Here is a 26,799-nt window from a genome sequence, read left to right on the forward strand (position 1 = left end):
CTTTATATGAAATTGGCAATTTAGGCTTTGTTATCGTAAAAGAAGTGCTGCGCTTGTATAGTTTCACCTAATTCCATAATCCCGTAAGAGAATCTTGGCTGCCGTCTTTTGTCAGTCGGGGAGCCGGGGTTGAACATGAACATCCCATCGATGGTTTGCTGGTAAGGAATATGCGAATGCCCGAATATGACGATATCTGGCCGTTCGGAGAGGAAAGCTTCTCGCGCCCTTTCCTCTGTCGTCTTCCGGTAGCCATCCCCGTGAATGAGTCCGATCCGAAAGCCTGCGATGTTCAGTAGTTTCTTCACGCCGAACCGGTCGATGATCTCCGATCCGTCATTATTTCCCGCCACGCCTTCACAAGGCGCAATCGCCTCGACTAGCTCAATCACGTGCGGACTTACCCAATCGCCGGCATGAAGAATGAGCTCGACGCCGCTAAGCCCCTCTACCAATGCGTCAGGCAGCTTTTGCGCATGTCCTGATAAATGGGTATCCGATATGATACCGATACGCATAACGATCACTCCCTTTTGGCATATTGTAACATATTCGATGTTTGCCCGGCAGTTTGATACAATAAAGCATACCATACTCGACTACGCAAAGGGGGAACGTGTGCTCCGTGCATGGATGAATCATGCGAGCACGTTACTATGAGAGAACCAATCGTCGTGCAGAACATATTAAGGGAAGCGATGGGACATTTGGAGAAACGCTTCATGGAACGCGAAGAGCTCATACGCGTCCTGTTACTAGCGCTTATGAGCGGTGAAAATGTTCTACTCGTCGGTCCTCCAGGGTCGGCCAAATCTCAGCTGGCGCGAGCAGCCGCAGAGCTATTCGGAAACGAGCCTTTTTTTGACTATTTGCTGACGCGTTTTACGACCCCCGACGAGTTGTTCGGACCGGTCTCTTTGCAGAAGCTCAAACAAGACGAATATGTGCGATTGACGGAGGGCTATTTACCAAGTGCGCGCTTTGCGTTCCTGGATGAGATTTTCAAAGCGAACAGCGCTATTCTTAACTCACTTCTATCCGTGTTAAATGAGCGTGTTTTCTTTAACGGCCGGAACAAGCAGATGACCCCACTGCTCTTCCTCATCGCAGCTTCCAACGAGCTCCCGGAAGACAACGAGCAACTTGCGGCGCTGTACGATCGATTCTTATTTCGATACGAAGTGGAGTATGTCAAGCAAATCTCCAGCTTCGAGCTCATGTTTAGCGCTCCTACTACGCCGCTTCCAGCCCTGCTTTCAACTGAGTTCGTGCAGCAGATCAAAGCGCAGGCCGCTCAAGTGACTTTGCCGGAAACGATCATCTACATGCTCTTTCAGTTGAAAACCGCACTGGAGGAAAAAGAATATGTTCTTTCCGATCGCCGTTTTCACAAAATTGGTCATGCTTGGAAAACATCAGCTGCCATTCATGGGCGCAGCACTGTTAATGTTTGGGATACGGTGCTAACCCCACATATGCTATGGGATTTCCCTGAAGATCTCGTAGAGCTCAAGGACGTGTTCCACACCCTGTTCCAAGAAATGCTGAAGAAGGAAATGGAGCAGGAACTTCCTTTGCTTCAATATAATCAAACCGTCAAAAAATGGCTGGATAAAGAAGATGAGCTGCATGCGTTTCAATTCAAAAAAGAAGTCGGCGGCGCACTCAGCAAGGATGCGGCAGAAAGGTTGAAATCTGCCTTAGAGGAATGCCGCTCCGAATTGGAAGACACGGCACGAAGTTTGCGCGGACGCCTCGTTGCCTGGCAGGAGAAAGAAAAGAAGCTGCCCGAATGGATCGCTTCACAATCTATTTTCCTTCAGCATCCCGAGCAGTTTGCCGTGAAATTCACCCATCTGCGCATTCAAGGCGAGCGCATTTTGCAGACCGTTCAGGGCTTGTACCGGACACTGTTTGACCGGGAAATTCCCGGAATCGCTTACGACTATACCCTATAAGAGGATAAAGCTATGATCATACGCTGCACCCGAGTCGATAGGTATATCTTCGATGGCTATGTCCACTCCTCGCGTGTCGCGCAGGAATGGCTGCGAGAAGCAGTGCGGCAAGCGCCGTGGTTTAACCTCGAGCTCTTTGCCGACTTCTTCATGTGTTTCTATTTGAATAAACCTGAAATCGACGGCACCGTGGAAGAAACACCGTTTCACCGATGGATGGTCTTAACGCTTCGTAAACAATTCTTCTATGTGTCCATTCATCCGCGCACGATCGGGCAAGTGAACGGTTCCTTCAAAACCTCGTTGAAAGCGTTAATGTGGCTGACTGAATCCTATGAAAAAGAAGTGAAACGCAGACAAAAGGAACAGCAGCAGTTGGGTCTGGGAATGAAAGAAAAACAACTCCAAAACGGACAAGATAAGGCTGATGTAAGTGAACGCCTTTCCGACAAGCAGATCGAGAAGCTGCGACTTGTCGGCTACACGTTGCAGCAAGGTAAGAAAACGGTCGAAGACAAGCAGGAGGCCGTCGATTCACGGCCCCTTCTCGCGGAGGAAATCCGCGCGCTGAAGCAGCGCATCACGGAGCTTCAGCACGAAATGCGCACGGAGTTTATGAAGCGCGACAAGCTTAAGGCGAAGCTGCGCAAGGCGGAAGAGGAACTCGAGCGCCGCGAGCGGCAAATGGCCCGGATGGCCGCTCGCGACCTCGCGGCCATGAAAGAGATCGAAGCCGAGCTTGGCGATTGGCTCGGCCGGTCTTTGAAAGAAACGCTGTCCCTCGAAGAGGCAGACAGCTTCAATGTGCACGAGCTGGTGCAGGCCAGCCAGCGGCTTGCGAACCGACGCTGGGGCAGCGAGCTGGGCAAGCTGCGCCGGCAGACGTTCGAGCACTACGTGCAGTGGATTGAGAAACTGAAGCGCAGCAAGGATCTCGTCGCCTTCCTCCAAGAGGTGGGGCGCAACATCCACCATCTCCGCGTGCAACGCAAGAAACTGCGCTCGCCTTACATCCCTGAAGCCTACGATGATTTGCGCCATTCCGGCGACATTGCTCATCTCCTTCCCAGCGAAGCAAGCCTGCTGGCAGACGATGATTTCGAGCCTTATTTTCTGGTCAAGTGGATGGAAAACAAGCTCATGACTTACAACTACACCGGTTCGCTTGAAGAACCGCAGAAAGGCCCCATCCTGTGCATGCTCGACACGTCGCATTCGATGCGGGGCAGCAAGCTGCGGCTTGCTCAGCTGTTCACGGCGACCTTCGCCTCCTTCGCTCTGTTGGAACGCAGAGACTTCGTCCTGCTGCTGTTCGGAGCAAAAGGCGAACTCATCGAGCACGTGCTGCACCACAAGCGTCCCGATTGGGATCGCTTCTACGGTTTCGCGCAGCTCGCTTTCGGGGGCGGCACGAATTTCGACGTGCCGCTTGCGAGGGGCATGGACATCGTTCAACATCAGCCGCAATTCCACGACGCGGACTTCGTGATGGTTACCGATGGCGTCGGTCAAATCTCCAAGGGAACGCAGCAGAAGCTTGCCCTGCTTGGCCAGAAAAAGCAATTGAGACTCCACTCTCTCATCATTGGCTCACCGCGCCAGCATTTGAACCAGAAATATGAGATTGCCGGCGTTTCTTATCAGGTTCGATTCGCCGCATCTTGGGAAATGCAGGACCGAATCAAAGATGAATTGCTGTTAGACGTGTTCGCCAAGCACGAATCAAGGACGGTAAAGCGGAAAGAACAACCAGGTGTATAAGGATTCGACCTAACAGCGTGATTCAGACTCGGCGGGTAATGGGAAGTTAGGATTTTTTCCTTACCTATTAACAATGAGGGGGGATTCGTTAAGATGGTCGGTGCCAACAAATGTTGCCTTGTAGCCGCTAGCAGCGGAGAAGTTCTAGGCAAGGCTCGCGGAACAGCAATTCGCTATTTCTGTGGGGCGATCAATTTTGAACACCGTGGAGGAACTACAGTGCGTTATTTCGGGGTTTCTGGCACTCCTGTTCCGCGAAAACTCCTTATACCTGGAATAGCTTCCAATTAACGAACTCCTGTTCCGCGAAATGACAGGTAAGGATAGTAGGGGTCTCGGCTGGTAATAAAAAGAACTCGATTCGGTTAGAAATCGAGTTCTTTCTCTATGTATTAAGCTCTTAACAGCTCTTTGATCGTCTTCAACGATACGCCTGTCTGCGTATAGACATCAAGCAGTGTTGCACGCGGATTCGTTCGAACAAAATCTTTCACAATGCGTGAATCGTTTAACAGATGCTGCACACACGATTTGCAACGCTTTTCAAAGTTCTGAATAATAACTCTTCCACACTGTTCGCAGTTGCAAATTGACATTGATTTCACACCTTCCGTCAACGTTCCATGATCGTATATAGGTTTCGAGATCCATCCCCATTTTGCGGGGGTACCGCGTCTATAGTTGAATTTCAACTTGATCGTCTGGCTTTAGCTCGCCCGGTCGAAATTTTCATTTCACTAGTATATCTCATCTGTAGTAAAAAGCTCCAGCAGCGTTGTTTGCGCCTCTTGTGGCCACATCGTACCGTCGCGCCAGCCGAGTACAAACGCTTCAAATCTCCGCTCGACAGGAAATACATCCAAATCTCCAAAATAATTCGCAATTGCCACATGCTGACTTGCATGAGCACGCAGGGCAGCCGCCTTAACGGACCAGCCGGCCTCTGTATCTACGGCGATCGATGGCGAATATCCTGCAGATCGAAGCGATCCCGAAGCAGCGTAGTAGAGCTTCCGCACAGTCGGACATTTCCCGCTAAGCACGGCGGCAGTCGTTGCTTTGGAAATAGCAACATGGTCAGGGTGACCGTTCCCCCCATCCTCAGGAAAAGTGAAAATAACCCGGAGTTCATTACGCTGAATAAACAAGATGACGCCATCAACAAGCTTATGGAAATCGATGGCCCCAAGCTGACCATCCGGCCAGCCCAGATAATCCACCTGCGATATCCCGAGAATACCAGAGACAGCAGCCATTTCTTGTTCTCGTAATGCAGCTAGTTCTTCCTTATTGGTTGCTCGCTCTGTCCTGTTCCTGCCTGCTTCACCTCGTGTAGCAAGCAGAAGAACAGGACTTTCCCCAAGATCGGCAAGCCCACGGATCACACAAGCGCTTAGAAATGTCTCGTCATCAGGGTGAGCGTAAATAAATCCAAAGCGGCCCTTCCTATTCATAAACTTGCCTCACGTCCTTTTACTTTTTAGTCATTGAATTGAGATCGATGAAAGGGGTAGCTCCGCCAGTCACGCTAGGTAAATGCCCATCCCATTTCTCCAATGCTTTCTCCTGAACCTCGATTTGCTTCAGTTGCACGAGTTCTGCCGTCACTTCCTGCTTCTTCAGTTTCAGCGACTCCGCTTCGGCTTGCGCTTGGGCAACCTTTTGCTGCGCTTCGATCTGTATCCTCTTCAAATCATTCTCCGCCTTCAAAGCCTGCTGCTGAGCAACCTGCTTCGCCTCGATAGACTGATTAAACGCATCCGAAAATTTAAAATTCACAATATTGATATCATTAACATGTAAATCATACCGCGCCAACCGCTTTGTCAGCAAATCTTGAATCTCCCCCGCCACTACATCTCGCTTGGCAATCAGGTCTTCAGCTGCATATTTCGCCGTTACTTCCTTTACAATCTCTTGAATGGCCGGTGAAATAATAACCCCATCGAAATTGCCTCCGATGTTGTTCATCAGATTATAAGCGGACGCTTTATTAACCGAATAATTGACAGCTACATGCGTGGATACCGGCTGAAGATCTTTGGATGAAGCCGATGTATCCGACTCTGCCTTCGTTACTTGCGTATTGACTTGAATAATCGTCTGAAAAAAAGGAAATTTCAAATGAACGCCGGGCTCCAGGATATCGGCACTTAATTTTCCAAAGGTTTTGTATAACCCTACATTTCCATACTGAACGGTGGAGAAGCTGTTAAACATAAGAATAAGGGCAGCCACAATGATTATAGCGGTGCTCACAATCCATTTCATATTCACATTGCGGTTGTTTGGTTTTACATTTGTCTCCAAGGGACACCTCCAACAGTTGATACGTACTACTTTCATAGTACCATAAATGACTGGTAAAGTTTAACAAGTTCAACTAAAATTCGCAGGTGGTAGCTTCTTTTCGATATAGTAGATCGCCTGATCCATTGGCATTGCCGCTTCACTTTGCTCCAACATATCCTTTAACCGGACAAGATTGGCAGCTATTTCATCGGAACCTATCACAATAACGAAGGGCACGCCTTGCTCTGAGGCTGCTGCAAGAATCTTGCTTAACCTCCGGTTCTCACTTGCCATACGCGTCCTTAAGCCAGCAGCTCGAAGTTCGGTTGTCACGCGAAATGCCTGCGCAGCGGCCTCCTTCCCTAACGGAGCTACGACAACTGGGAGCGAACTTATCGGCCGTTCCCGCTGCTGCAGGACCTCCATGATGGGTTCAAGGTAGAAGGACAAACCGGCAGCAAGAGCTTTGAAATCAGCCCTGCCTGTCAAGTGACCAATAATCGCATCATATTTGCCACAGCCGCCTAGGCTCGCTGGATAAACACCCGCTGCAACCTTGATTTCATAAACCGTTCCCGAATAAAAGGACAGACTGCGTGACAGAAACGGATCGAAGGAGCAGACCTTTCCAAGTCCCATTTGTTCCAAAAGCTGCTGCAGCACCCGGATCTCTCCGGCTCCTTCGCTTCGCTCAAGCTGAAACGTATTGGCGATTTGATCAAAAGTCGGTCTATCCACATTTATTATCTTATAAATTTCAGACAAGACAACGTTCCCCACCCCTTTTTCCCGGAGCTCGTCTCTCACACCCTCTTGACCTATCTTCTCTAATTTATCTAATGCGAGCATGACCGGAAGCTGCCTATCCGTAGGCACGCCAGCCTTTTCCAGCCATTCCCCGAGGAATTTGCTATTGTTCCAGGAAATAACGATCGATATTCCCAGTTTCGTGAACACCGCATCTGCAAGCTGCATCAGCTCATCTTCGCCTGCAGGCTCGTCTGCGCCCGGATATTTCGAGGTGGGCAGCGATTCTTCATTCAGGATCGGCGTTTCCATCACATTGAATTCGTACAATTCGAATTGCCTTGTTAGCGCATTTACTACCTTTTGACGGAGCAATTGCTCCTCCCCCCAATTTGTTCCTTTTACGTACTGCATGCCACCCATTCCCTTCGGTTTAAAATAAAAAACGCGCCGGACCCCATGGTCCCGCGCGAATTGCTATCCCGCAGGGAGGCCAACGCGAAATGCGTTAGCCCACCCTGATTAGTTACAGGTGTGTGCTAACGCTTGTCAAAATAATGAAATTGTACGAACCATTGTTTACGCATAAGATTCGTCCCCTTCATCGATGATGTTTCTGATTATAACGAGTGCCTATTCGTTTTGCAATAGGCACTTGACGTATAATCGGCTTTTATGCCAGAAGCGCTTCAATGTCAGGTGAAATATCACCAGGCTCTGTGCGGGCGCTGTATTGTTTAACAATTTGGCCGTTAGCATCCACAAGGAATTTAACAAAGTTCCATTCGATATCTCCAGTGCGATACGGCTCTGGTGTATGGTTGACGAGATAAGTAAATAGCGGATGCGCGTTCTCGCCTTTCACATCTATCTTTGCGAATAAAGGAAATGTCACTTGGTAGTTTAACTCGCAAAAACTTTGAATGTCTTCATTCGTCCCCGGTTCCTGACCCGCAAACTGGTTGCAAGGGAATCCTAGCACAACTAAGCCGCTGTCTTGGTATTGCTCATACAGACTTTGCAGCCCTTTGTAATGCGGTGTAAGTCCACAAGCGCTAGCCGTATTCACAATAAGCAAAACTTTGCCTTTGTAAGATGACAGTGACTTCGTTTCCCCAGAGATCGTTTGTACATCAATTTCGTATAATGACATGGCTTCATTCTCCTTATGATTATTTTTTTACTCCTAAATTTATTATAGCATTCTTTTCCAAGGTGCCCAAGCTTGCTGAGAGTGCTACGTTCAGCTTTCTTATTACTAACAAATGTGTTATATTGTTTACCTGTTTTATTTCCAAAACATGTTAACTCACATGAATTGCAGCGCTTTAGTTGCAGTTTGCTCAGCTAACCATCATGAATGCTTAGAAGCTAAAAATGCAAGTTTTCTTACAGAAATCAACTCTTAGGAGGTAACTGATCTTGGACACAAAGACTCAAAGTGCCTATCAAGAAGAACTTGAGCGGCTCGAACGAACGAGCGCTGAGATTGACAAGCAATTAAGCCGCCTTCGGGCGACTCCCGTGTACTACGGGCCCGACCTGACTGAGCAAGCGCTAGAAGTTACGCGCGAGCAAGGCCGGCTCAATTTATCTAAAGCGGTAGATGAACCGTATTTTGGCCGGCTCGACTTTCAAGAGTCGGGAGCATCGGCTGTTGCACCGCTCTATATCGGCAAAGCCGGCGTTGAGGATGAACGCACCGGGCAACTGCTCGTCATCGACTGGCGAGCCCCCGTAGCCAGCCTCTTCTACTCGTTCACCGGCGGACAGGACGCCGCTTCTTACGAGTCCCCCGACGGCCTTATCGACGGCCTCGTCTATTTGAAGCGCAACCTTGTTGTGCGCAAACAAATTTTGCAGCGGGTCGTAGACACTTACGACCGCAATGAAGACTCGCTCGCCGCCCACGACGAGTTCCTTCTGTATCGGCTTGGCGAGAACAAGGACAACAAGCTGCGCGATATTGTTTCGACGATTCAAGCCGAGCAGGACCGGATCATCCGTGCCGCGAAGAATACGGCTTTGATCATTCAAGGCGTCGCCGGAAGCGGTAAAACAACCGTTGCCCTCCACCGACTTGCGTTCTTGCTCTATCAATATCGCGAACAGATTCGAGCGGAACGGATGGTCATTTTCGCGCCCAACTCCATGTTCCTGGACTATATCTCAGGCGTCTTGCCTGAGCTCGGTGTCGGCAACATCCAACAGAGTACCTTCTCCGACTGGGCGCTTGATGTCCTGGAGCAACAAGTGAAGCTGGCTGATCCCGCTTTGGCGCTGCAAACCTGGTTTGCTGTCGGCAGCAAGAGACCCACCGTGGATGACCGTGCACCGGGCCGTTATAAGGGCTCCATTGCCTTCAAGCAGCTAGTGGACGAGTGCCTGCAGAAATTCGAACAATCCTATGTCCCTGCCGCTGATTTCATCCCATGGGAGGGCGCCAAGCTTCCCATCGCTCATATCCATGAATGGTTTTTCGTCGAGAACAAGCATTACGCACTTGCGAAGCGCCGTGAACGCGTCATTGCCCGCATCAAACGTTGGATGGAGATGCAGCTCGACAAAATCTGGGAGCAGAGCAAGAAGAAAGAGCTTAAAAAGAAAGCCTCTCAACGCTTGCGCACCTACCTAACGGGCTGGCCGGAGCACTCAGCATTCTCTTTCTATAAACTGCTCTTCGCTGAACAGGGCCGCCCAGACAGCCTGCCTATTGAATTGCTTACCCAAATCCCCGAGGCGATTGTTACAGCATCGGCTAAACTGATGAAGAAAAAAGAAGTGCAGCTCGAAGATCTGGCCCCGCTTCTTTATATCCATACACGCTTGCACGGTATCGCCTCCGATCAGATGTTTGATCACGTTGTTATCGACGAAGCACAAGACTTCTCACCTTTTCAAGTTGCCGTTCTAGACGCTTACACGCGGAATCATTCGTTTACGATTCTTGGCGATTTGTCGCAAGGGATTCATGCGTATCAAGGCATCATCGACTGGAAAGAATTTACCGGTTTATTCCAAGAGGAACAAACCGGATATTTTGAGCTGGAGCGAAGCTACCGCTCCACCATGGAAATTATCCAGTTCGCGAATCAGGTACTGAAGCGCGGTGTCGAGAATCCTTTGTTAGCCGTGCCGGTATTCCGCAGCGGCAACAAAGTTCGTATCCTTCATACCGATACCAAGGCCCGTTTGCAGCTGCTTCAGCAAGCTATCACCACTCTGCATCAAGGCAGTTCCAGCACGATAGCCATAGTCGCTCGGACCGAGAAGCAAGCCCAGGAGCTGCATGATGCATTAACGGAAGCGGGTCTAGCGACTAATTTGATCACAGCCAAGCAGCGTGTATATCGCGGCGGCATCTCTGTTCTGCCTGTCTACTTGACCAAGGGACTCGAATTTGACGCTGTCATCCTGATGGATGTCACCCAAGAGCAGTATGAAGCAACGCTCATCGACGCCAAGCTGCTCTATGTAGGCTGCACACGGGCACTTCATGAGCTGTGGCTGATCGTTCCGGGGGAACTCTCCCCGCTGGTTAATCTCCAAGATACAGATATTGTAACCACTGAACATCCCGCATGAACAAAAAGACACGTTGCTCCTTGATCCTTTGATCAACAAGCACGTGTCTTTTTAGCCTCTAATAGAGTCGCTTCGTGTAGCTTTCAAGAAGTGATCGTTCAACTTCTTCGGGTGTGATAACCTCGTCGGGAAGCTGAATATGTGCAGCCAGCATTTGCGGTATGGAAGGCAGCTGATCTTGCGAAAGCCAGCTTGCAGGCTGCCATAACTCAGATCGCTTCAGTGCCTTGGCACAGTGAATGTAGCATTCTTCGACTTCTATACCTATACCGACAATAGGCGTTTTCCCTTGCACGGACATTTTTTCTAAAAAGTCCCCATCACGCATCACAAAACCCTTACCGTTAATGCGCAGCGTCTCCCCCAGGCCTGGGATGAGGAAAAGCAGCCCGACTTTTGGATTGGTGAGCAGATTCAGTAAAGAATCAAATTTACGATTGCCTTGCCTCTCAGGGATAACAAGATGCCTTTCATCCAGTACATGGACGAATCCGGGAGCGTCACCGCGTGGAGAAGCATCGCAGTTTCCTTGCACATCGGAAGTTGCGAGCATTAGAAACGGCGATTTCGCAATGAAGTTACGGCAATGCTCATCCAGTAACCGGATCGTTTTGTTCGCTGCGAGCTTGCCCGGATTCCCTAACAAATCTCGCAATTCTTCCTCAGATTTCACTAGATTTGCAAACATCCCATTAAAACTCAAAACCTATCACTCCCGACATCTAATAGCTATCTTGCTTACTATTATACGCCAAAAAGCTCAATAGGCCACCAAGACGCCGCCTTCACCTGCATAGGTGCCGATCACCGTTCCCATATTCGCAAACAATACATGGCGAAACGGGTATTTCTCCAGTAATTGATGCAAGAAGTCACGTGCCCGCTCTTCACAATTGCTGTGCGCAACGGCAATGACATCCTTATCGAAATCGTGGGCTCGCTCTCCGACCTTCTCCATCAGCTTTTTCAAAGCCATCTGAGTGCCGCGAATTTTTTCAATCACTTCGACAGACCCTTCGTTACTTGCTTTCATCAACAGTTTAATGTTCAAAACAGAAGCCACAGCTCCGCGCACTCGATCCAGCCTTCCGCCTTTGATAACGTTTTCCAACGTATCCAGAAAGAAAAACGTGCCGGAGTTTGCTACGGCTTGATGCAATTCTCGGACAATGTCCTCGAAAGAAGCATGATCTTCTACCATTTTAGCCGCTTTGTAGGCGAGCACCCCAAGTCCCAGCGAAGCTGAGCGGGAATCGATTACTTCAATTTTTCCTGTAAAGCCCTCTTCCAACAGCATGTCTTTCGCCATAACCGCATGACAATACGTAGAACTCAGTCCGGATGAAAGGCTGATGACAACAATATCTTGATCCACCCTAGCTTGCTTATAAGCTGCAAGGAAATGAAGCGGAGATGGGCTTGACGTTTTCGGCAGCTCACTCTCTCTTTTCATTTTTGTATAGAAATCGCAAAGCTCCATGTGTGGAGGCATACACTCCTCGCCAAAATGTACGGATAAAGGAACAATCGTAATACCAAGCTCCTCCGCTAACACTATGGGAAGGTCGCAACTGCCGTCTGTAATAACCTGGATTGTTGTCATGATGAGCTTCACTCGTTTCTTATTTTTTGGCGAATACAATGCCTACGGTACGCGGACCGCAATGGCTGGATATCACACAACCCGTTTCCGTGATGCATACCTGTTTCACATTCGTTTGCCGCTCGATTTCGCGTTTGAGGTAAGCAGCCTCTTCCGCTGCCATCGAATGCGTAATGAAAAGGAACTCATCATCGATTTGGTTCCTTTGTGATAAAGCATTATTTAGAAGCAGATCAAGCGCTTTCTCGCGTTTCCCTCTTACTTTGTCCGTCAACGTCATCGCGCCATCCATCACTTTGACCAAAGGTCGAATTTTCAGCAAACTGCCAAGAGCAGCTTGAACGCTGGAACAGCGCCCACCTTTATGCAAATATTCCAGCGTATCAATGACGAATTCGACTTCAATTTTATTGACGACAGGCTCGATTAGCGCTTGAATTTGTTTGGCGTCGAGCCCCTCCTTCGCGGCCTTTGCCGCTTTCAATATAAGGAGACCGATGCCAGTAGATAGATTTCGAGAATCGATTACCGTTACGCAGCCTTCCTCGAATTGGGTTGATGCTAACGTTGCATTTTGGATGGTCGATGATAACTTGGAAGATAACCCAATATACACAATGCGATTTCCCGCCTCGATATATGGTGCAAACGCTTGCTCGAAATCGATCGGCGAAGGAGCGGCAGTTTTGGGCAGCTTGCCTGTTTGATCAACGCGTTCATACAGCTTCTCAGGTTTGATCGTAACGCCGTCACGATAAGATTCATCTTCAAAAATTACATATAGCGGTACAACTTGGATATCATACTTATGCAAAAGCTCTTCGTTTAAATCATTCGTACTGTCCGTAAATATGTAAACCCGAGACATCCCATTCCAACCACCTTGTCGCTGAACAATTTTCTGATAAATACTAAAGGCACTTTTAGATTGAACGCAGTGTACATCTCTTTATTCATTCATTTTACGTAGCAATCATCGCAAGAGTTTCAACCATTTTTTAACATGTATAAATCCGCTATCTCTCCACTGATTTTGCAGCTGAAATGAAGGTAAATACATGGTTTCATCGTCCTATCTATATAAAATAGAAAGAAGGTAAGGTTATGGACTCCTCCATCCGCGAAGAAAGAGCCAATGCCATCTCTCATGGCATCGGCGTGCTGCTTAGCATTGCCGCATTAATTCTGCTCATCGTGCAGGCCAGCTTGCACGGCAGCGCCTTGCATATCGTCAGCTTCAGCATATTCGGCGTTGCGCTTGTCACCTTGTACGCTTGCTCCACCTTGCTTCACAGCGTTCAGCACCCTAAGCTGAAGGACATATTCGAGATCTTAGATCATTCAGCCATCTACTTGTTGATTGCCGGGACGTATACCCCTTACTTATTAATAACGTTGCAAGGGCCATTTGGCTGGAGTTTTTTCAGCGTCATTTGGGGGCTAGCCCTCATCGGGATGGTGCTCAAAATCTTTTACGTCAAACGGTTCATGCTCCTATCCACGCTCTGCTATATCATAATGGGATGGCTCATCGTGCTCGCCTTTAAACCGCTTTATTTGAACCTTGCCTTTGGCGGCATCGTTTGGCTCGTCATTGGCGGGCTGCTGTACACATTCGGCACCATTTTCTATATGTGGCGGCGCATTCCTTATCACCATGCCATCTGGCATGTGTTTGTGCTTGCTGGCAGCGTCTGTCATTTCATTTCCATTTTCAGCTATGTCTTGCCTATATAAATTCATCTAACGAGCTCTCGAAGCTGCTCCAGCGTCACTGTGTTTTCCACTTGTCTGGATAGTGCTTCGTAGCCCTGTTCATTCGGGTGAATACCGTCTTCGGCCAAATAGTAACCATCCATGCCTACGAATGCGTCATAAACTTGAACGATACGAACATAGGGACGTTCCAGCTTGCGTAGAAATAAATTAAAACGCTGAACCCAGTAAGCAGCGTCCGGCACCAGCGGCAATGGATTGTATAAACCGACCAATGCTATGATATATGGCGTGTCTACATGTTCACGCAATACTTGTATGCGTTCTAGCAGCTTCCGATAGTTCGTTTCATACAATTGAAGCGCAGATTTTAAGTATTGAGGTTCATTTTGGTAAAAAAAGGGGATAGCTGCTTGAAGTAAATCATTGCCTCCAGCTGTAATCGTTATCAAATCCGCTAGCTGAACACTTTGCTGCAGCTCGAAATCCGATTCAAGCGTTTCCAATAATTCAGACGTTGTCGCTCCGTTAGTCCCTGCGTGAAACAGTTGAACGGGAACGTTCACTAATTGCTCCACTCGCTGCTTAAATAGGGATACGAATCCCAATCCATCCGCAGCGCCAAAACCAACGGTTAACGAGTCGCCGAATGCCAGATAATTGATCGCCTTCTCCATCGCTACCCTCTCCCCAGTGACTGACATATACCCAATATATGCGCGTGCGCCCATTTTGGGAATGTGCAGGCGGGAGGCCTTTTTCAAGTTTTTCTAGCCTTCAATTTGGGCGACGAAGCTCTCGATTTGCGCCTTTTCCGAAAAAGTAAATTGAAATTCACAATCACAACCCTCGTCCTGCAAAACGATTTGCACAATATGACCTTCTTGATTTGTAATCACTAGCACAGAAGGATCTATCAAATCCTCTGGCAAAGTCTGCCCATTGTCCATTTGGATGTCTAAATAGACGTCCTGCCACTGGCCTCTTGATTCACTTTCTCTATACGTCAATGTGAAGCGGTGCTCCACATGTTCGGCCCCATATTTCATCATACAAATGCCCTCCTATATCCTCCATGATTGTTCCATTCATTGTACCTCAGCGGTCTGAAAAGTGGTAGTTCCCACTCCTTTATACTACAATGGAAAGAAGACCTCTTCCGTAAAGGAGCACTCCCCATGAAATCAGCCATCACACAAACCATTGATACCTTCGCTGACAGGTTCAAAGCCATATCCAGCTTTATTGGAGCGAACCCGGAGCTCGGCCACGAGGAATTCCAAGCGGCAGACCGCCTCACCGCAGAGCTTGAAGCCCATGGCTTTCAAGTCGAACGCGGCGTTTTAGATATTCCAACCTCTTTCCTGGCCACCTATGATACTGGCAAGCCAGGACCTATCGTTGCTTTCTTAGCTGAATATGATGCGCTTCCTGAACTAGGACATGCTTGCGGCCATCACCTCATCTGCATGATGAGCATTGGCGCTGCGGTCGGACTAAAGTCTGCCCTTGCAGAAGTCGGCGGCAAAATCCGCGTCTACGGCACACCCGCCGAAGAAACCAAGGGCGCCAAAGTGCCGATGGCAGCAGCCGGAATGTTCAATGATGTAGATATTGCGTTAATGGCTCATCCTTATTACACCTATGAGAAGTCCGGTGAATCACTGGCCATGGATGCCATCCAATACGAATTTTTCGGGCGCTCGGCTCATGCCGCCGCTCAACCTTATGAAGGAATTAACGCGCTGGATGCCGTACTTCAGTTATTCAACTCGATTAATGCATTGCGCCAACAAGTGAAATCCGATGCGCGGATTCACGGCATCATCAGCGAAGGCGGCAAAGCGCCGAACATCATCCCCGATTATGCAGTCGCGCAATTCTATGTCCGCTCTGCTTCCAGGGCCTATACGAATGAGCTGGTGCAAAAGGTGCTGCGTTGTGCAGAAGGCGCCGCGCTTCAGACCGGCTGTACGCTGCAAACCTCATTTTACGAATATTCCTACGATGAGCTGCGGACCAATGAGACACTTTCTGATGTCTTTACTGGCAACCTATACGCCATGGGCGTTAAACCCGATGAAATTGAGATTGGCAAAGATCACGGCTCTCTTGATCTGGGCAACGTCTCCATTCAATGCCCGACGATTCATCCCTTCGTCAAAATCATTGACGAGAAGCATATGCTGCATACGAAGGAATTCCGAGATCTGGCTATGGAGAACCGGGCGCTGGACAGTATGATCTTCACAGCTAAAGCATTGGCTAGTACCGCTTATGATGTCATGAAGGACCCTGAGCTGTTAAAAAAAATAAAAGCTGAGTTTGCTGCCACCGTGTAATCGTGTGAGCAGGAAAAGACTGCCCGTATGACTATAAAGTCTTATCGGGTGGTCTTTTTTCCCTTTCCCCTCTGTCAGACGCAAGTCATCCAACATTATCACGAATCAACTATTCAACTAATGATCAATTAACCCGGGCAATTATACCTTTTTCCTCTCGTTGCTCCATAAAAATAAGCCCACCCCGATGAGCAACAAGAAGCCCGCCGCAAGTTGAATCGCGGTAATTGTTTCGCCCAGCAGCATATAAGCGAGCAACGTTGCGCCTAGCGGCTCTCCTAAGACGGTCATGGAGATCGATGCGGCCTTCATATACTTGAGAAGCCAGTTAAACACATAGTGTCCGAATACGGTCGGCACAATGGCTAGCAGGAAGAAGACCCCCCACTCTTTCGGCGGATAGGCTGTGAATGAAACCTTAATCGCGGCATTATAAACCGCAAGAACGCCCCCCGCAAACAAAAATACGAAAAAACTATACACAAAGGCTGATACATGCTCGCGAATGCTTTTGCCAAGAAGCATGTGAACCGCCACAGCTACTGTGCCGATGAGAGATAGGTAATCTCCTTTCAATGCCATGCCGGAAAACCGGAAATCCCCCCATCCGATACAAATAGCTCCAACAATCGCAATCACCATTGCAAGGAAAGCGACTCTGTTTGTCCGTTGACCATATAATACAAAAGCTCCTGCCAGCACAAAAATTGGCTCAAGCGTTAAAATAGCGGTCGAGCTAGCTACCGTCGTATAATTCAGGGAATCCATCCAAAATAAAAAATGGAGGCCAAGCCCTATACCTGAGGCCGCTATTCGCAGCCACTGTTTGAGACGGATTGCCGATAATTCACTTGCATAGCGCCATAAAAACGGAAGCATAAGCACATTCGTCATAAGCAGCCTGTACATGGCGATAACTGAGGCTGGAGCCGCTGACCATTTTACGAAAATTGCCGAAAACGAGATTGCGATGATACCGATAAACAGAAATACAGAAACAGGAACTTTTGTTTTATTCATTGCATTCATAGAGTAACTCCTTGATGTCCATTCTAGTAATCGTTGCCGTATTAGTATATAGGAGGAGAACAGGCTTGCCAATCTTTTTTAATCCATTGTTCAATTAATTTAAAATGCTGTCGAATCAGCTATTTTTGTGTCAAATTTTATAGAATTTTCTCTCCAAAACCAATCCGTTTTCATATATAATGGAAACAGAGTTGAGTGAATTGGTATCGGAGGCTGCAGCATTGACATCATCTTCCAGAAATGAACGTATGAATAAGCTCGAACAAGACCTTCATTATACGCAAGAAGTGGTCGAGGTTTTGACAGGCCATGCCACCGTTGCTTTGGTCATTTGCGATCTGAAGCATCGGGTTCAATATAGCAATGAAAATTTTTCGCGCACATTTGGTTGGAGTTCCCTGGAATTGCTCGGCTCCCCCCTGTTGACCATGCTTGAAGAGGACCAGCAAGCTTTCTATGAACTTTTGACTGCTCACTGTTGGGAATATCACGTGAAAGAGCACCGGAGAAAATCTAAAGACGGATCTATTCTCATTGTCAATGAGACGATCACTCCCATTCGCGATCAAAACGGTGACATCGTGGCCTATGCCTGCATGATTTCGGACATACCAGAAGGCGGCAGCGAGGTTAAAAGGAAGCTTACAGAAAGCAGACAGCAGCTCCAGTCATTATTCGACAATAACCCCGATGCTGTTATTTCATTAGATCTGGTCGGGACGCTCATTCATATGAACCCGGCGACATTCAAACTTAGCGGATATTCGAAAGATGAGCTCGCGGAGCTTCCTCTCGTTTCTCTATGTGTGAGCGATCAGCAAGAGCGGGTTCAGCAGCGCTTTGAACGAACTTTGCGGGGCAGGCCGCAGAACTTTGAAACGGTCATCGTGCATAAGAACGGCGCCAAAGTCGATCTCCACCTCACACTCGTTCCGATCTCCTATGAGGGCACCATCCAAGGCGTTTACGGCATAGCCAAAAATATTACCGAACGCAAGCAGGCCGAAGATCTCATTCAATACATGGCTTATTATGATGCCTTGACCGACCTTCCTAATCGCAGGTTGTTCGAACGTAAAGTCATGATGCATCTTAACGAAGCCGACCGGCAGCAAACGAAAATTGCCATTTTGTATTTGGATTTGGACGGCTTTAAATTCATTAACGACTCGCTCGGTCACGGCGTAGGCGACCAGGTGCTAAAAGAGGTCGCGGTTCGGCTGAAACGCAGTACCCGGGAGCCCGATACGATCGGGCGTATGGGCGGCGATGAATTCACCATTTGCCTCCCTCATGTGCGAAGTGATGCGGATGTGCAACCGATCACCGACCGCATTCTTCAAGAGCTTAGACAGCCCTTTCAATTGCAAGGCAATGATTTCTATCTGACCGCAAGCATTGGCGTCGCGTTCTATCCGGACCACGGGCACCATGCTGAGATGCTTATGCATAACGCAGATACGGCTTTGTATAAAGTCAAAGAGCTCGGTAAAAACCATATGAAAATTTATTCGCAGTCCATGAACGAAGAGGCGATTCGCAGGCAACAGTTGGAAAGTGAGCTGCACAAAGCGCTGGAGCGGAATGAGTTCGTTGTTCATTACCAGCCGCAAATCGATGTCCAGACGAACACTATTATCGGCATGGAAGCCCTTGTCCGTTGGAACCATCCGACACGCAGCTTGCTGTATCCCGGCGATTTCATTGGCATAGCCGAAGAAACCGGGCTCATCGTACCGATTGGCACCAAAGTGCTTGAGATTGCCTGCATACAAGGCAAGAAGTGGCATGACCAAGGATTTAATGATCTGCGCATTGCAGTAAATCTCTCCCAAATTCAATTGAGACAAAATAATCTCATCGAAACGGTTGAACGCATACTCTTACAGACCGGTCTGCCCCCATCTTCGCTGGAACTCGAGATCACCGAGAGTATCGCCATGCACAATGCGGATTTGGTCGTAACCCAATTAAACCAGCTTGTCGAATTGGGCATACAGATATCGATTGACGATTTCGGAACCGGCTTCTCGTCTTTAAGCTATTTGAGCAAGTTTCCCATTCATCGACTCAAAATAGACCGATCCTTCATTACGAACATTTCCAACCGTTCCGAGTCTGCCATCATCTCTTCGATTGTGGGCCTAGCCCAGAACTTGAACCTGAGCGTCATCGTTGAAGGCGTCGAAACAGAGCTGCAAAGAAGCGTATTGCCACAGCTCGGTTGCAACGAGATGCAGGGTTACTTATTCAGCAAGCCTGTACCAGCTGATGTATGCGCCCCCTTACTTGAAAATTCTCGTCTGTAAAAGAACATTATTCAGATTACAAAGTGAAAAAAAGCCCTTAGGATTCTACTCGAATTTCGAGTAATCCCGAGGGCTTTTATGCGATCTAATCAAGAACTGCCGTTATATGCTTGTTCGTCACCGACCAGTGTGATGTATTCCAAATGGACTCTTTATTTTTAAAATAAAGAATTTGCGGCGAAGCATGCTTAATTTGGAGATCATCCGCGATTTGATTGGAAACGGGACGGGATTCAATTACTTTAACTAAGTAATAATCGACGTCGCCATTCGGATTGCCCGACAAGTATTCATCATACTCCTCAAGCGCGCTGGCACTGACCGGACAGGCTGTGCTATGCTTCAACACGACCGCCGGTTTTTCATTGGAGCGGTCAAGTACTTGCTGCCATTCTTCAACAGTCGTTAATTCTTTCCATGCAGACATGTGAACATCTCCCTTCCCATCTTAATGAGAATAATTATAAAATAATAAAAGCGCATATGCAAATGGACGGGTATCGCACAATTCGCTACCTCCGGGGGCAAGCTGATATACTTATAATCAGAAATTATCCTTGTACACACTGGAGGCACTTATGGAGCCACCTTCTCCAATCACTAGACGTTCCTTCCTGAAGAAAGGAATGATCTTTGCAGGCTCACTGCTGGCTTCCGGCGGTTTGCTTGGCAGTTATTCATGCTTCGTGGAGCCTAGATGGTATGACATCACACACTTAACAATCACACTGAAACGCCTTCCCGATGCATTTATCGGTAAAAAGCTCGTGCATGTCAGCGATTTCCATTTGGGACACCATTTTGGCGTAACACAGTTAAAAGTTGTGACCAATCTTGTTCGTCAAGAAAAACCCGATTTGCTTTGTTTCACGGGCGATCTATTTGACACTCACATTACCGATGCAGAGGAAGTCAGCAAGCTTTTGGCATCGTTAGAAGCGCCGCTAGGGAAATGGGCTGTTCTCGGCAATCACGATCATTTCAGCGGAAACAGGAAAACGATCAAAATCCTCAAGAACGGCGGCTTTCAGACTTTGCTCAATGAATGCCATACGATCAATCATGGCGGGCAAGCCATCCAACTTGCAGGGGTTGAAGACATGCTGACGGGCAAACCGGATATCCAACAAACACTTCAGGAAGCATCCTCTCAGATCTGCACACTGCTGCTCTCTCACTCAGCCAATTTCGCCGACATAGCGTCCACTGCTCAGTCCATTGATCTACAATTATCCGGTCATAGTCATGGCGGACAAATCCGATTGCCGGTTGTAGGAGCCTTAGTGACCCCGCCGCTTGGGGATAAATATGTGATGGGCTTGCATACTGTTCACGGATCGAAGCTTCAAGTATATACAACTCGGGGAATCGGCACGACCTTACTTCCATTTCGTTTTCTATGCAGGCCAGAGATTACTGTCATCACCTTAGACAAAACAAAATCCTGAGCGCTTAGTTTGCCACCCAGGATTTACCCTTATTTCCGGACATGTAAAAATTGACGAAATAAGAACACAGCTTTCAATTTCAGCAAATCGTTGACTTTCTTAAAATCCACTTGAAGCAGGTCGCTGATTTTTTCTAATCGATAGGTGACCGTGTTCCGGTGGATAAACAATTGTTTGGCCGCTTCGCTTACTTGACCGTCATTACGAATGAACACTTCTAAGGTGCGAATCATTTCCTGCGAGTATTCGGCGTCTTTCTCCAGCAGAGGGCGCAATATTTTCGTACAATAATCCTCCATCATATCGGAAGAAACATGCTGGAACAAATGGGCAAACTCGATCGTTTCAAAATGCAGTACGCGATCAGGAAGTGCAAGCCGGTTAGCTAATCGAGATGTTTCAACACATTCCATATATGCTTCTCTTAACGCGACGGGCTTGGTTTTCAACGGACTCACATAGAAACCCAAATCGAACATTTCATCGTGGGGCATCGAGTCTCCTGCATATTTGGACAGCAACTGAGACAGTTCTTCCTCCGGAAATCCTTCCGACTGATTCGAAGCATAAATAGAAAATAACTGATCCTTGAGCACGAAATGATTGGCCCGAAGACTTGGCATTTTCAGATGAGTTTCCATGTACTGCTTCAGCTCTTTGAGCTTAAGCGTCACCTCTTCCGCCGAAGGTGCGGATGAACTTCGCTTCACTTTGCCAATCACACATTGATAGTTCCCTGAAAAAAGATTCATCCCTCTCGATTCAGCGAGCTCCAGGAACTCTTCTAATGGAGCGCCTTTCTCCAAGTAGCGCAGCAAATTAATTTGCAAATCCCGCTGCGCGGAAGCCTCAACATGATTACGGAACGTAAAACCCATATGAAACGCTAGAATATCAGCCGCTTGCTGAAACAGCCCCTCTTCGACATTCGCCAAAAGCACCGCATCCGGCATGACAAGCAAGCTTCCAAGGTGTTCATCATCCTGCTGAATCAGCGCTACGCGATATGCGCGGTCTTTGCCGGCATGTACCCAGCCTGCTTTCCGTTTCCACGGCCAATTTTGCTGCAACTGTTCGTCCGTCCAAGAACTCGTATGAAAAAGGATTTGCCCTTTGGCACCCAGAATCGCCATCGGATACCCGATAATTCCGCTAATTAATTGAAACATCCCGACCATATCGTCCTGCTTCAACCCGAATTGCATCAACTTTTTTTGTTTGTCCAGCACACTTTGGAGCAGCTGTGTATTGCGCCGGTATTCCGCGTTAAACAAGGCATTCATTTGATCCGAAAATGTAAACTGAAACGGCATCTCTATAATCGGAAAATGAAGGCGGTCCGCCTCGTCCACCACGACTTGCGGCAGCTCCGTCCAAAACCTCCCCAGCTTGATACCCAGCCCCGCCGCTCCACGCTCGTTGAGCTTGCGAAGCAAATTTACCGTTTCCTGAGGACTATCCTTCATTGCAAAAGCGGTTGTAAACAACATTTCACCCGACTTCGTCCAGTCGGCAATATCGGGAGCGTCCATCACGTTGACCGATTTGACGATTCGCGATTCACCTTGTTTCCCAGCTACCAGCTTCGCTTCAGTTAAAGGATAGATGGTCAAAGCTTCACGGATTGTAAGATGCATACCGATTTCCCCCTCGTGCCTTTTTAACGATTATAGGATGACCTTTCCAATCAGTCAATGGTTTAATGTAATATTATATGACACCAAATAACGATTTACTATTTATTTTCAGGAAATCGCCACATTATTCTCTTTATAAATAACATATATATAACATATACATAACACAAAAGATCGTGGTGAATGAATAACTAACACAAAAGGTCCATCTAAAGGATGCAAGAAGCTGCATCGAGCAGACGGACCTTTTCATACACCTAAACGACCCTAAACGTTCCTGTTCCTATCGTTCCAAGATTGCCTTCGCTATCGGTAATCCTACCTTGGGTCGTGATCATTTTACGCGATTGATGAACGATTTCCGCAGTCACCAGTAATCTTCCTTCCTTCAGCGGTGATACGAAATGGACATTCAAATTTGTCGTCACTGCTTTCTCATCAGGCCTCGCCGTCATGATGACAATTCCCATTGCATTATCCAGAAGGGATGAAAGCACACCTCCGTGGACAATGCCAATCATATTGAGATGCTGCGGCTTAGCATCCAGAGCGATGGTAACCACGCCACTCTCCATGGAGACAAATTTACAGCCCAGATAGCCCCAGAATGTTGGCTCAGCAGCTTCAGCCAAATGACGCAATCGCTGTTCCATCTCTTCTTTTGAAACATGCATAGGGATCCCTCCTCCTCTCTCTTTTCCCCCTAAATAATGCTTCTATGAAGGCTTGTTATTCTCCTCCTCCAGCAGCTGCCGCCGCAGTACTTTCCCTACCAACGTCTTCGGAAGCGACTCGCGAAACTCGACTTTACGCGGCACTTTAAATGCAGCCAGCCGATCACGGCACCAAAGCTCCAGCTCGCTCTCTGTCAGTGTCATGCCAGACTTCAGAACAACAAACGCCTTCACCGTTTCTCCGCGGTATTGATCCGGTATTCCGGCAACCGCCGCCTCCAGAATCGCAGGATGTTCATACAAAATCTCTTCGATCTCTCGTGGATAAATGTTGAAACCCCCAGCAATAATCAAATCCTTCTTGCGGTCTACGATAGCAAAGAAACCTTCTTCATCCATTCGCGCCATATCTCCGGTATACAGCCAGCCATCTTTTAACGTGGCGGACGTTTCCAACTCGCGATTCCAGTAGCCCTTCATAACTTGCGGGCCTCGAATAATCAGCTCGCCAATCTCGCCATTTGGCACTTCCTCGCCAGTTTCTGAATGAACGACTTTGGCTTCCGTATCCGGGAAGGGAACACCGATTGTGCCAATTTTACGATAACCCCAAATCGGATTCGCATGCGTCACGGGAGAAGCTTCCGTCAAGCCGTAGCCTTCAATTAATCTGCCGCCAGTCAGTTCTTCAAAGCGTTGCTGCACCTCCAAGGGCAAGGGTGCTGAACCGCTTACACAGATGTTAATGGAAGAAACATCAAGCTCTTTAATGCGCTTATGATGAATGAGAGCGACATACATCGTAGGCGCGCCGGGGAAAATCGTCGGTTTGAGATCGTTTATTGTACGCAGAATCAAATCAATGTCAAATTTAGGAATAAGTATCAACATTCCCGCCCGAAATACGGATTGATTCAGCAGCACCGTAAGACCGAAAACATGAAAACAAGGCAGCGCCCCGAGGAACCGTTCCTCACCCAGCCGAACCTTGTAACACCAATGGCTCGTTTGGTACGTATTCGCCACCATATTGAAATGCGTCAGCATGACACCTTTGGATATCCCAGTCGTTCCACCAGTGTATTGTAGCAAGGCCAGATCCTTCTCCGCATCCACCTCTATGCAAATCGGCGAAGCCGACGAAGAACGCAGCAATTTCTTGAAACTGTGGACGCCATTCCCATAGGTAACGGAGAGCCTGACACCATCCTTTTTCATTTTAACAGGATAAAGCGCATTTTTCGGAAAAGGTAAATAGTCCTTGATGGATGTTATGATCATCTGCCTGATCGGCGTCTTGCTTTGAGCCTTCTCCACACGTGCAAAGAGCAAATCCAACGTCACAATAACGGTCGCGCCGGAATCGGAGAGCTGATGAACCAGCTCCCTTTCCATATACAGCGGACTCGTCTGGACGACGATGCCCCCCATCATTAACGTACCGAAATAAGCGATAATTGCGGGCGGGCAATTCGGGAGCATGATGGCGACACGATCTCCCTGGCTGACGCCTAACGCAACTAACCCATTAGCGAATCGATAGGAGGCTTCGAGCAATGCCTTGTAACTGAGTGTTTTGCCCATAAAATAGAGCGCTGGACGATCAGGAAATTTCCTGGCGGTATGCATCAATAAACGCGCAAGATTGTGCTTCGGGTACTCGTAGGTCGGAGCTACTTCATTGGGATAATGACACAGCCAAGGCTTTGTGGAAGTCATACAAAACCATCCCTTTCAGGTTCATGAGCTTATAGACTATACGATGTACTTTTCACCCTGAATGACACGTGCGGCAATTTCCCGCTTTAAACCGACCGTATTGACGGCACTGCGGCGCGCGCATTTTTTCAGAATCGACAACTGCGTCCTTAAAACGTCTCCTTCTTCCATCGTACTAAGCGCTTCTTTCGCATATGCTTCAATTTTGTCAAAAGCCTCGTAAACAAAAACGGTTGTCATTTGAATGGCGTTTTTCGCTTTGTCCTCTCCAACTTTCGCTACCAGCTTTTGCGTACGCAGCAATCCGCTTTCAGCAGCGAAAATTTGGATCATAATATCCGCCAAATTACTTAGCACCTCTTGATTTTTCTCCAAATCAACGCCATATTTCTGAACCGCCGTTCCTCCGGCCATAAGAAAAATCTTTTTCGCCATAGACACGAGATGCGTTTCTTCCGCCAGCGTGCCTTCAAAGGACTGCCCTGGAACCAGCGACAGCAGCTCGCCTTGAAGCGCCTGCGCTTTTTGCAGCAAAGGCAGTTCGCCCTTCATCGCCTTCTTCACCAGCGTACCCGGAATAAGCAGCCGATTAATTTCATTCGTCCCTTCAAATATTCGGTTTATTCGCGAATCCCGATAAATACGCTCGACTTTGTATTCTTGAATAAAACCGTAGCCACCGTGAATTTGCAAGCCTTCATCCGCCACATCATCGAGCATTTCAGATGCAAACACTTTATTAATGGAGCATTCCAGCGCATACTCGGAAATGCCTTTGGCCGAGTGTTTCCCGGCTTCAGGGCTTGTGTGATCCATATCTTTCAAAATACTGTCGAACAAACCGCTAGTCCGGTACACCATACTCTCCATGATATAGGTATGAATATTCATTTCCGCCAGCTTTTTGCCAATCAGCGGGAACCGGGAGATCGGCGTTTGGAACTGCTGCCGGGTGTTCGCATAACGGACCGAAAGCTCGATCGTCTCTTTGGCTGCGCCTACACAGCCCGTTGCCAACTTGAACCGACCGATATTCAGGATATTAAAAGCAATGAGATGGCCTTTGCCAACCTCGCCGAGCAAGTTTTCAACCGGAACGCGGACATCTTCGAAAAAAAGCGGGCGCGTCGAAGAGCCTTTGATGCCCATCTTCTTCTCCTCAGGCCCCATCTTAAAGCCTGGATCGCCTTTTTCAACGATAAATGCGCTAAAAGCAGTGCCGTCCACTTTCGCATACACGATAAAAATATCGGCAAATCCTGCGTTCGTAATATACAGCTTGGAGCCATTCAGCAGGTAATGCGTTCCGTCTTCAGACAAACGAGCTGTCGTCTTTGCGCCTAGCGCATCCGAGCCTGAGGTCGGCTCCGTCAAGCAATAGGCGGCAATTCGCGCGCCCGTCGCGAGGTCGGGCAAGTATTTCTTTTTTTGCTCGGGCGTGCCAAAGAAAACGATAGGAAGCGTTCCAATTCCGACATGCGCCCCGATAGAAAGGGCAAAAGATGAGGCACGGGCAAGGTTTTCACTGATGACTGTCGAGCTCACCTTATCCAAGCCTAAGCCTCCGTAGATCTCAGGCACATCGGCTCTCAGTAAGCCCAGCTCGCCGGCACTGCGCATCAGTTTCACTGTCAAATCGTAATCAAGTTTCTCTAAGTGCTCGTCATGGGGCCATACTTCGCCTGTGACGAAATCGCGCGTCGTGTCGCCAATCATACGCTGCTCATCTGTAAAATCTTCCGGCGTTACCATGCTATGAAAATCCGTATCTGAAATGATAAAACTGCCGCCGATTACCTTGTCTTCCATGTTCATCACTCCTAGGCAATGTTTGTGGATGGTCCTATCCACTGGTCAAGCGTGAAAATCAAATGGATTACAGTAGGTGGACCAGTCCGCGGAAAGTTGGTATCTTATTTTTGTTTGCAAACGCTTACGCCGCGTACTCGCGGAACATGAGTACCTTATTTCTATAAATC

General features: G+C 48.1%; 24 protein-coding genes. 7 read left to right on the forward strand and 17 right to left on the reverse strand.

The window, feature by feature from the left end; all coding sequences use genetic code 11:
• Nucleotides 1-20 precede the first annotated feature (20 nt).
• Nucleotides 21-518, reverse strand: coding sequence for a metallophosphoesterase family protein (locus tag ABRS97_RS06130; protein ID WP_367812047.1), 498 nt, complete (start codon nucleotides 516-518; stop codon nucleotides 21-23).
• Nucleotides 519-656: 138 nt separating this feature from the next.
• Between ABRS97_RS06130 and ABRS97_RS06135 the strand changes: the two genes are divergently transcribed.
• Complete coding sequence (locus ABRS97_RS06135) at nucleotides 657-1,958, forward strand: AAA family ATPase (protein ID WP_367812049.1); 1,302 nt, start codon at nucleotides 657-659, stop codon at nucleotides 1,956-1,958.
• A gap of 12 nt (nucleotides 1,959-1,970) precedes the next feature.
• The gene (locus ABRS97_RS06140; RefSeq protein WP_367812051.1) at nucleotides 1,971-3,719 is read left to right on the forward strand and encodes a vWA domain-containing protein; all 1,749 of its coding nucleotides are present in this window, start codon (nucleotides 1,971-1,973) and stop codon (nucleotides 3,717-3,719) included.
• Nucleotides 3,720-4,111: 392 nt separating this feature from the next.
• On the opposite strand, the gene ABRS97_RS06145 is transcribed toward ABRS97_RS06140, so the two are convergent.
• The 5 genes from ABRS97_RS06145 to ABRS97_RS06165 all read right to left on the reverse strand — a co-directional run bounded on the left by ABRS97_RS06145 (nucleotide 4,112) and on the right by ABRS97_RS06165 (nucleotide 7,911).
• On the reverse strand, nucleotides 4,112-4,315 hold the full coding sequence (locus ABRS97_RS06145) for a hypothetical protein (protein WP_367812053.1): 204 nt from the start codon (nucleotides 4,313-4,315) through the stop codon (nucleotides 4,112-4,114).
• A gap of 141 nt (nucleotides 4,316-4,456) precedes the next feature.
• Nucleotides 4,457-5,173 carry a PIG-L deacetylase family protein gene (locus ABRS97_RS06150; protein ID WP_367812054.1) on the reverse strand — a complete coding sequence of 239 codons (717 nt, stop codon included), beginning with the start codon at nucleotides 5,171-5,173 and terminating at the stop codon, nucleotides 4,457-4,459.
• 19 nt (nucleotides 5,174-5,192) lie between these two features.
• Nucleotides 5,193-6,029 (reverse strand): prohibitin family protein, encoded by an 837-nt coding sequence (locus ABRS97_RS06155; RefSeq protein WP_367812056.1) that lies wholly within the window; start codon nucleotides 6,027-6,029, stop codon nucleotides 5,193-5,195.
• A gap of 69 nt (nucleotides 6,030-6,098) precedes the next feature.
• A complete protein-coding gene (locus ABRS97_RS06160; RefSeq protein ID WP_367812057.1) occupies nucleotides 6,099-7,172 on the reverse strand; it encodes a His/Gly/Thr/Pro-type tRNA ligase C-terminal domain-containing protein in 1,074 nt (357 codons plus the stop codon).
• 259 nt (nucleotides 7,173-7,431) lie between these two features.
• Nucleotides 7,432-7,911, reverse strand: coding sequence for a glutathione peroxidase (locus tag ABRS97_RS06165; protein WP_367812059.1), 480 nt, complete (start codon nucleotides 7,909-7,911; stop codon nucleotides 7,432-7,434).
• Between the two features lie 269 nt (nucleotides 7,912-8,180).
• Between ABRS97_RS06165 and ABRS97_RS06170 the strand changes: the two genes are divergently transcribed.
• Nucleotides 8,181-10,343, forward strand: a complete 2,163-nt coding sequence (locus ABRS97_RS06170; RefSeq protein ID WP_367812061.1) for a HelD family protein — start codon at nucleotides 8,181-8,183, stop codon at nucleotides 10,341-10,343.
• A gap of 58 nt (nucleotides 10,344-10,401) precedes the next feature.
• Here ABRS97_RS06170 and ABRS97_RS06175 read toward each other — a convergent pair whose 3' ends face one another.
• The 3 genes from ABRS97_RS06175 to ABRS97_RS06185 all read right to left on the reverse strand — a co-directional run bounded on the left by ABRS97_RS06175 (nucleotide 10,402) and on the right by ABRS97_RS06185 (nucleotide 12,814).
• The gene (locus ABRS97_RS06175) at nucleotides 10,402-11,031 is read right to left on the reverse strand and encodes a pyridoxamine 5'-phosphate oxidase family protein (RefSeq protein ID WP_367812856.1); all 630 of its coding nucleotides are present in this window, start codon (nucleotides 11,029-11,031) and stop codon (nucleotides 10,402-10,404) included.
• 72 nt (nucleotides 11,032-11,103) lie between these two features.
• The gene (locus ABRS97_RS06180) at nucleotides 11,104-11,946 is read right to left on the reverse strand and encodes a DegV family protein (protein WP_367812063.1); all 843 of its coding nucleotides are present in this window, start codon (nucleotides 11,944-11,946) and stop codon (nucleotides 11,104-11,106) included.
• 19 nt (nucleotides 11,947-11,965) lie between these two features.
• On the reverse strand, nucleotides 11,966-12,814 hold the full coding sequence (locus ABRS97_RS06185) for a DegV family protein (RefSeq protein ID WP_367812064.1): 849 nt from the start codon (nucleotides 12,812-12,814) through the stop codon (nucleotides 11,966-11,968).
• 236 nt (nucleotides 12,815-13,050) lie between these two features.
• Between ABRS97_RS06185 and trhA the strand changes: the two genes are divergently transcribed.
• Entirely contained in the window at nucleotides 13,051-13,683 is a 633-nt protein-coding gene (trhA, locus tag ABRS97_RS06190) for a PAQR family membrane homeostasis protein TrhA (RefSeq protein WP_367812066.1), read from the forward strand.
• A 2-nt stretch (nucleotides 13,684-13,685) separates the two neighbouring features.
• On the opposite strand, the gene ABRS97_RS06195 is transcribed toward trhA, so the two are convergent.
• Together ABRS97_RS06195 and ABRS97_RS06200 are read right to left on the reverse strand one after the other, a co-directional pair.
• Nucleotides 13,686-14,339, reverse strand: coding sequence for an SGNH/GDSL hydrolase family protein (locus tag ABRS97_RS06195; RefSeq protein WP_367812068.1), 654 nt, complete (start codon nucleotides 14,337-14,339; stop codon nucleotides 13,686-13,688).
• Nucleotides 14,340-14,432: 93 nt separating this feature from the next.
• On the reverse strand, nucleotides 14,433-14,714 hold the full coding sequence (locus ABRS97_RS06200; protein WP_367812070.1) for a hypothetical protein: 282 nt from the start codon (nucleotides 14,712-14,714) through the stop codon (nucleotides 14,433-14,435).
• Between the two features lie 126 nt (nucleotides 14,715-14,840).
• On the opposite strand from ABRS97_RS06200, the gene ABRS97_RS06205 reads away from it, so the two are divergent.
• Nucleotides 14,841-16,004 carry a M20 family metallopeptidase gene (locus tag ABRS97_RS06205; RefSeq protein WP_367812072.1) on the forward strand — a complete coding sequence of 388 codons (1,164 nt, stop codon included), beginning with the start codon at nucleotides 14,841-14,843 and terminating at the stop codon, nucleotides 16,002-16,004.
• A gap of 141 nt (nucleotides 16,005-16,145) precedes the next feature.
• Here ABRS97_RS06205 and ABRS97_RS06210 read toward each other — a convergent pair whose 3' ends face one another.
• On the reverse strand, nucleotides 16,146-17,033 hold the full coding sequence (locus ABRS97_RS06210) for a DMT family transporter (protein WP_367812074.1): 888 nt from the start codon (nucleotides 17,031-17,033) through the stop codon (nucleotides 16,146-16,148).
• Nucleotides 17,034-17,254: 221 nt separating this feature from the next.
• On the opposite strand from ABRS97_RS06210, the gene ABRS97_RS06215 reads away from it, so the two are divergent.
• Nucleotides 17,255-19,342, forward strand: a complete 2,088-nt coding sequence (locus ABRS97_RS06215) for a sensor domain-containing protein (protein ID WP_367812076.1) — start codon at nucleotides 17,255-17,257, stop codon at nucleotides 19,340-19,342.
• A gap of 85 nt (nucleotides 19,343-19,427) precedes the next feature.
• On the opposite strand, the gene ytxJ is transcribed toward ABRS97_RS06215, so the two are convergent.
• Entirely contained in the window at nucleotides 19,428-19,769 is a 342-nt protein-coding gene (ytxJ, locus tag ABRS97_RS06220; protein ID WP_367812077.1) for a bacillithiol system redox-active protein YtxJ, read from the reverse strand.
• Between the two features lie 151 nt (nucleotides 19,770-19,920).
• Between ytxJ and ABRS97_RS06225 the strand changes: the two genes are divergently transcribed.
• Nucleotides 19,921-20,790 (forward strand): metallophosphoesterase, encoded by an 870-nt coding sequence (locus tag ABRS97_RS06225; RefSeq protein WP_367812079.1) that lies wholly within the window; start codon nucleotides 19,921-19,923, stop codon nucleotides 20,788-20,790.
• Nucleotides 20,791-20,819: 29 nt separating this feature from the next.
• Here ABRS97_RS06225 and ABRS97_RS06230 read toward each other — a convergent pair whose 3' ends face one another.
• From ABRS97_RS06230 to ABRS97_RS06245, 4 genes are all read right to left on the reverse strand, one after another.
• A complete protein-coding gene (locus tag ABRS97_RS06230; RefSeq protein WP_367812080.1) occupies nucleotides 20,820-22,427 on the reverse strand; it encodes a PucR family transcriptional regulator in 1,608 nt (535 codons plus the stop codon).
• A gap of 257 nt (nucleotides 22,428-22,684) precedes the next feature.
• A complete protein-coding gene (locus tag ABRS97_RS06235) occupies nucleotides 22,685-23,101 on the reverse strand; it encodes a PaaI family thioesterase (RefSeq protein WP_367812081.1) in 417 nt (138 codons plus the stop codon).
• 42 nt (nucleotides 23,102-23,143) lie between these two features.
• Nucleotides 23,144-24,820, reverse strand: coding sequence for a long-chain-fatty-acid--CoA ligase (locus tag ABRS97_RS06240; RefSeq protein ID WP_367812083.1), 1,677 nt, complete (start codon nucleotides 24,818-24,820; stop codon nucleotides 23,144-23,146).
• A 36-nt stretch (nucleotides 24,821-24,856) separates the two neighbouring features.
• Nucleotides 24,857-26,629: an acyl-CoA dehydrogenase family protein gene (locus ABRS97_RS06245; protein ID WP_367812085.1), complete on the reverse strand. Its 1,773-nt coding sequence runs from the start codon at nucleotides 26,627-26,629 to the stop codon at nucleotides 24,857-24,859.
• Between the last annotated feature and the right edge of the window lie 170 nt (nucleotides 26,630-26,799).

The sequence above is a fragment of the Paenibacillus tabacirhizosphaerae genome, assembly GCF_040812395.1.
In the GTDB taxonomy this organism is placed as follows: Bacteria; Bacillota; Bacilli; order Paenibacillales; family NBRC-103111; genus Paenibacillus_E.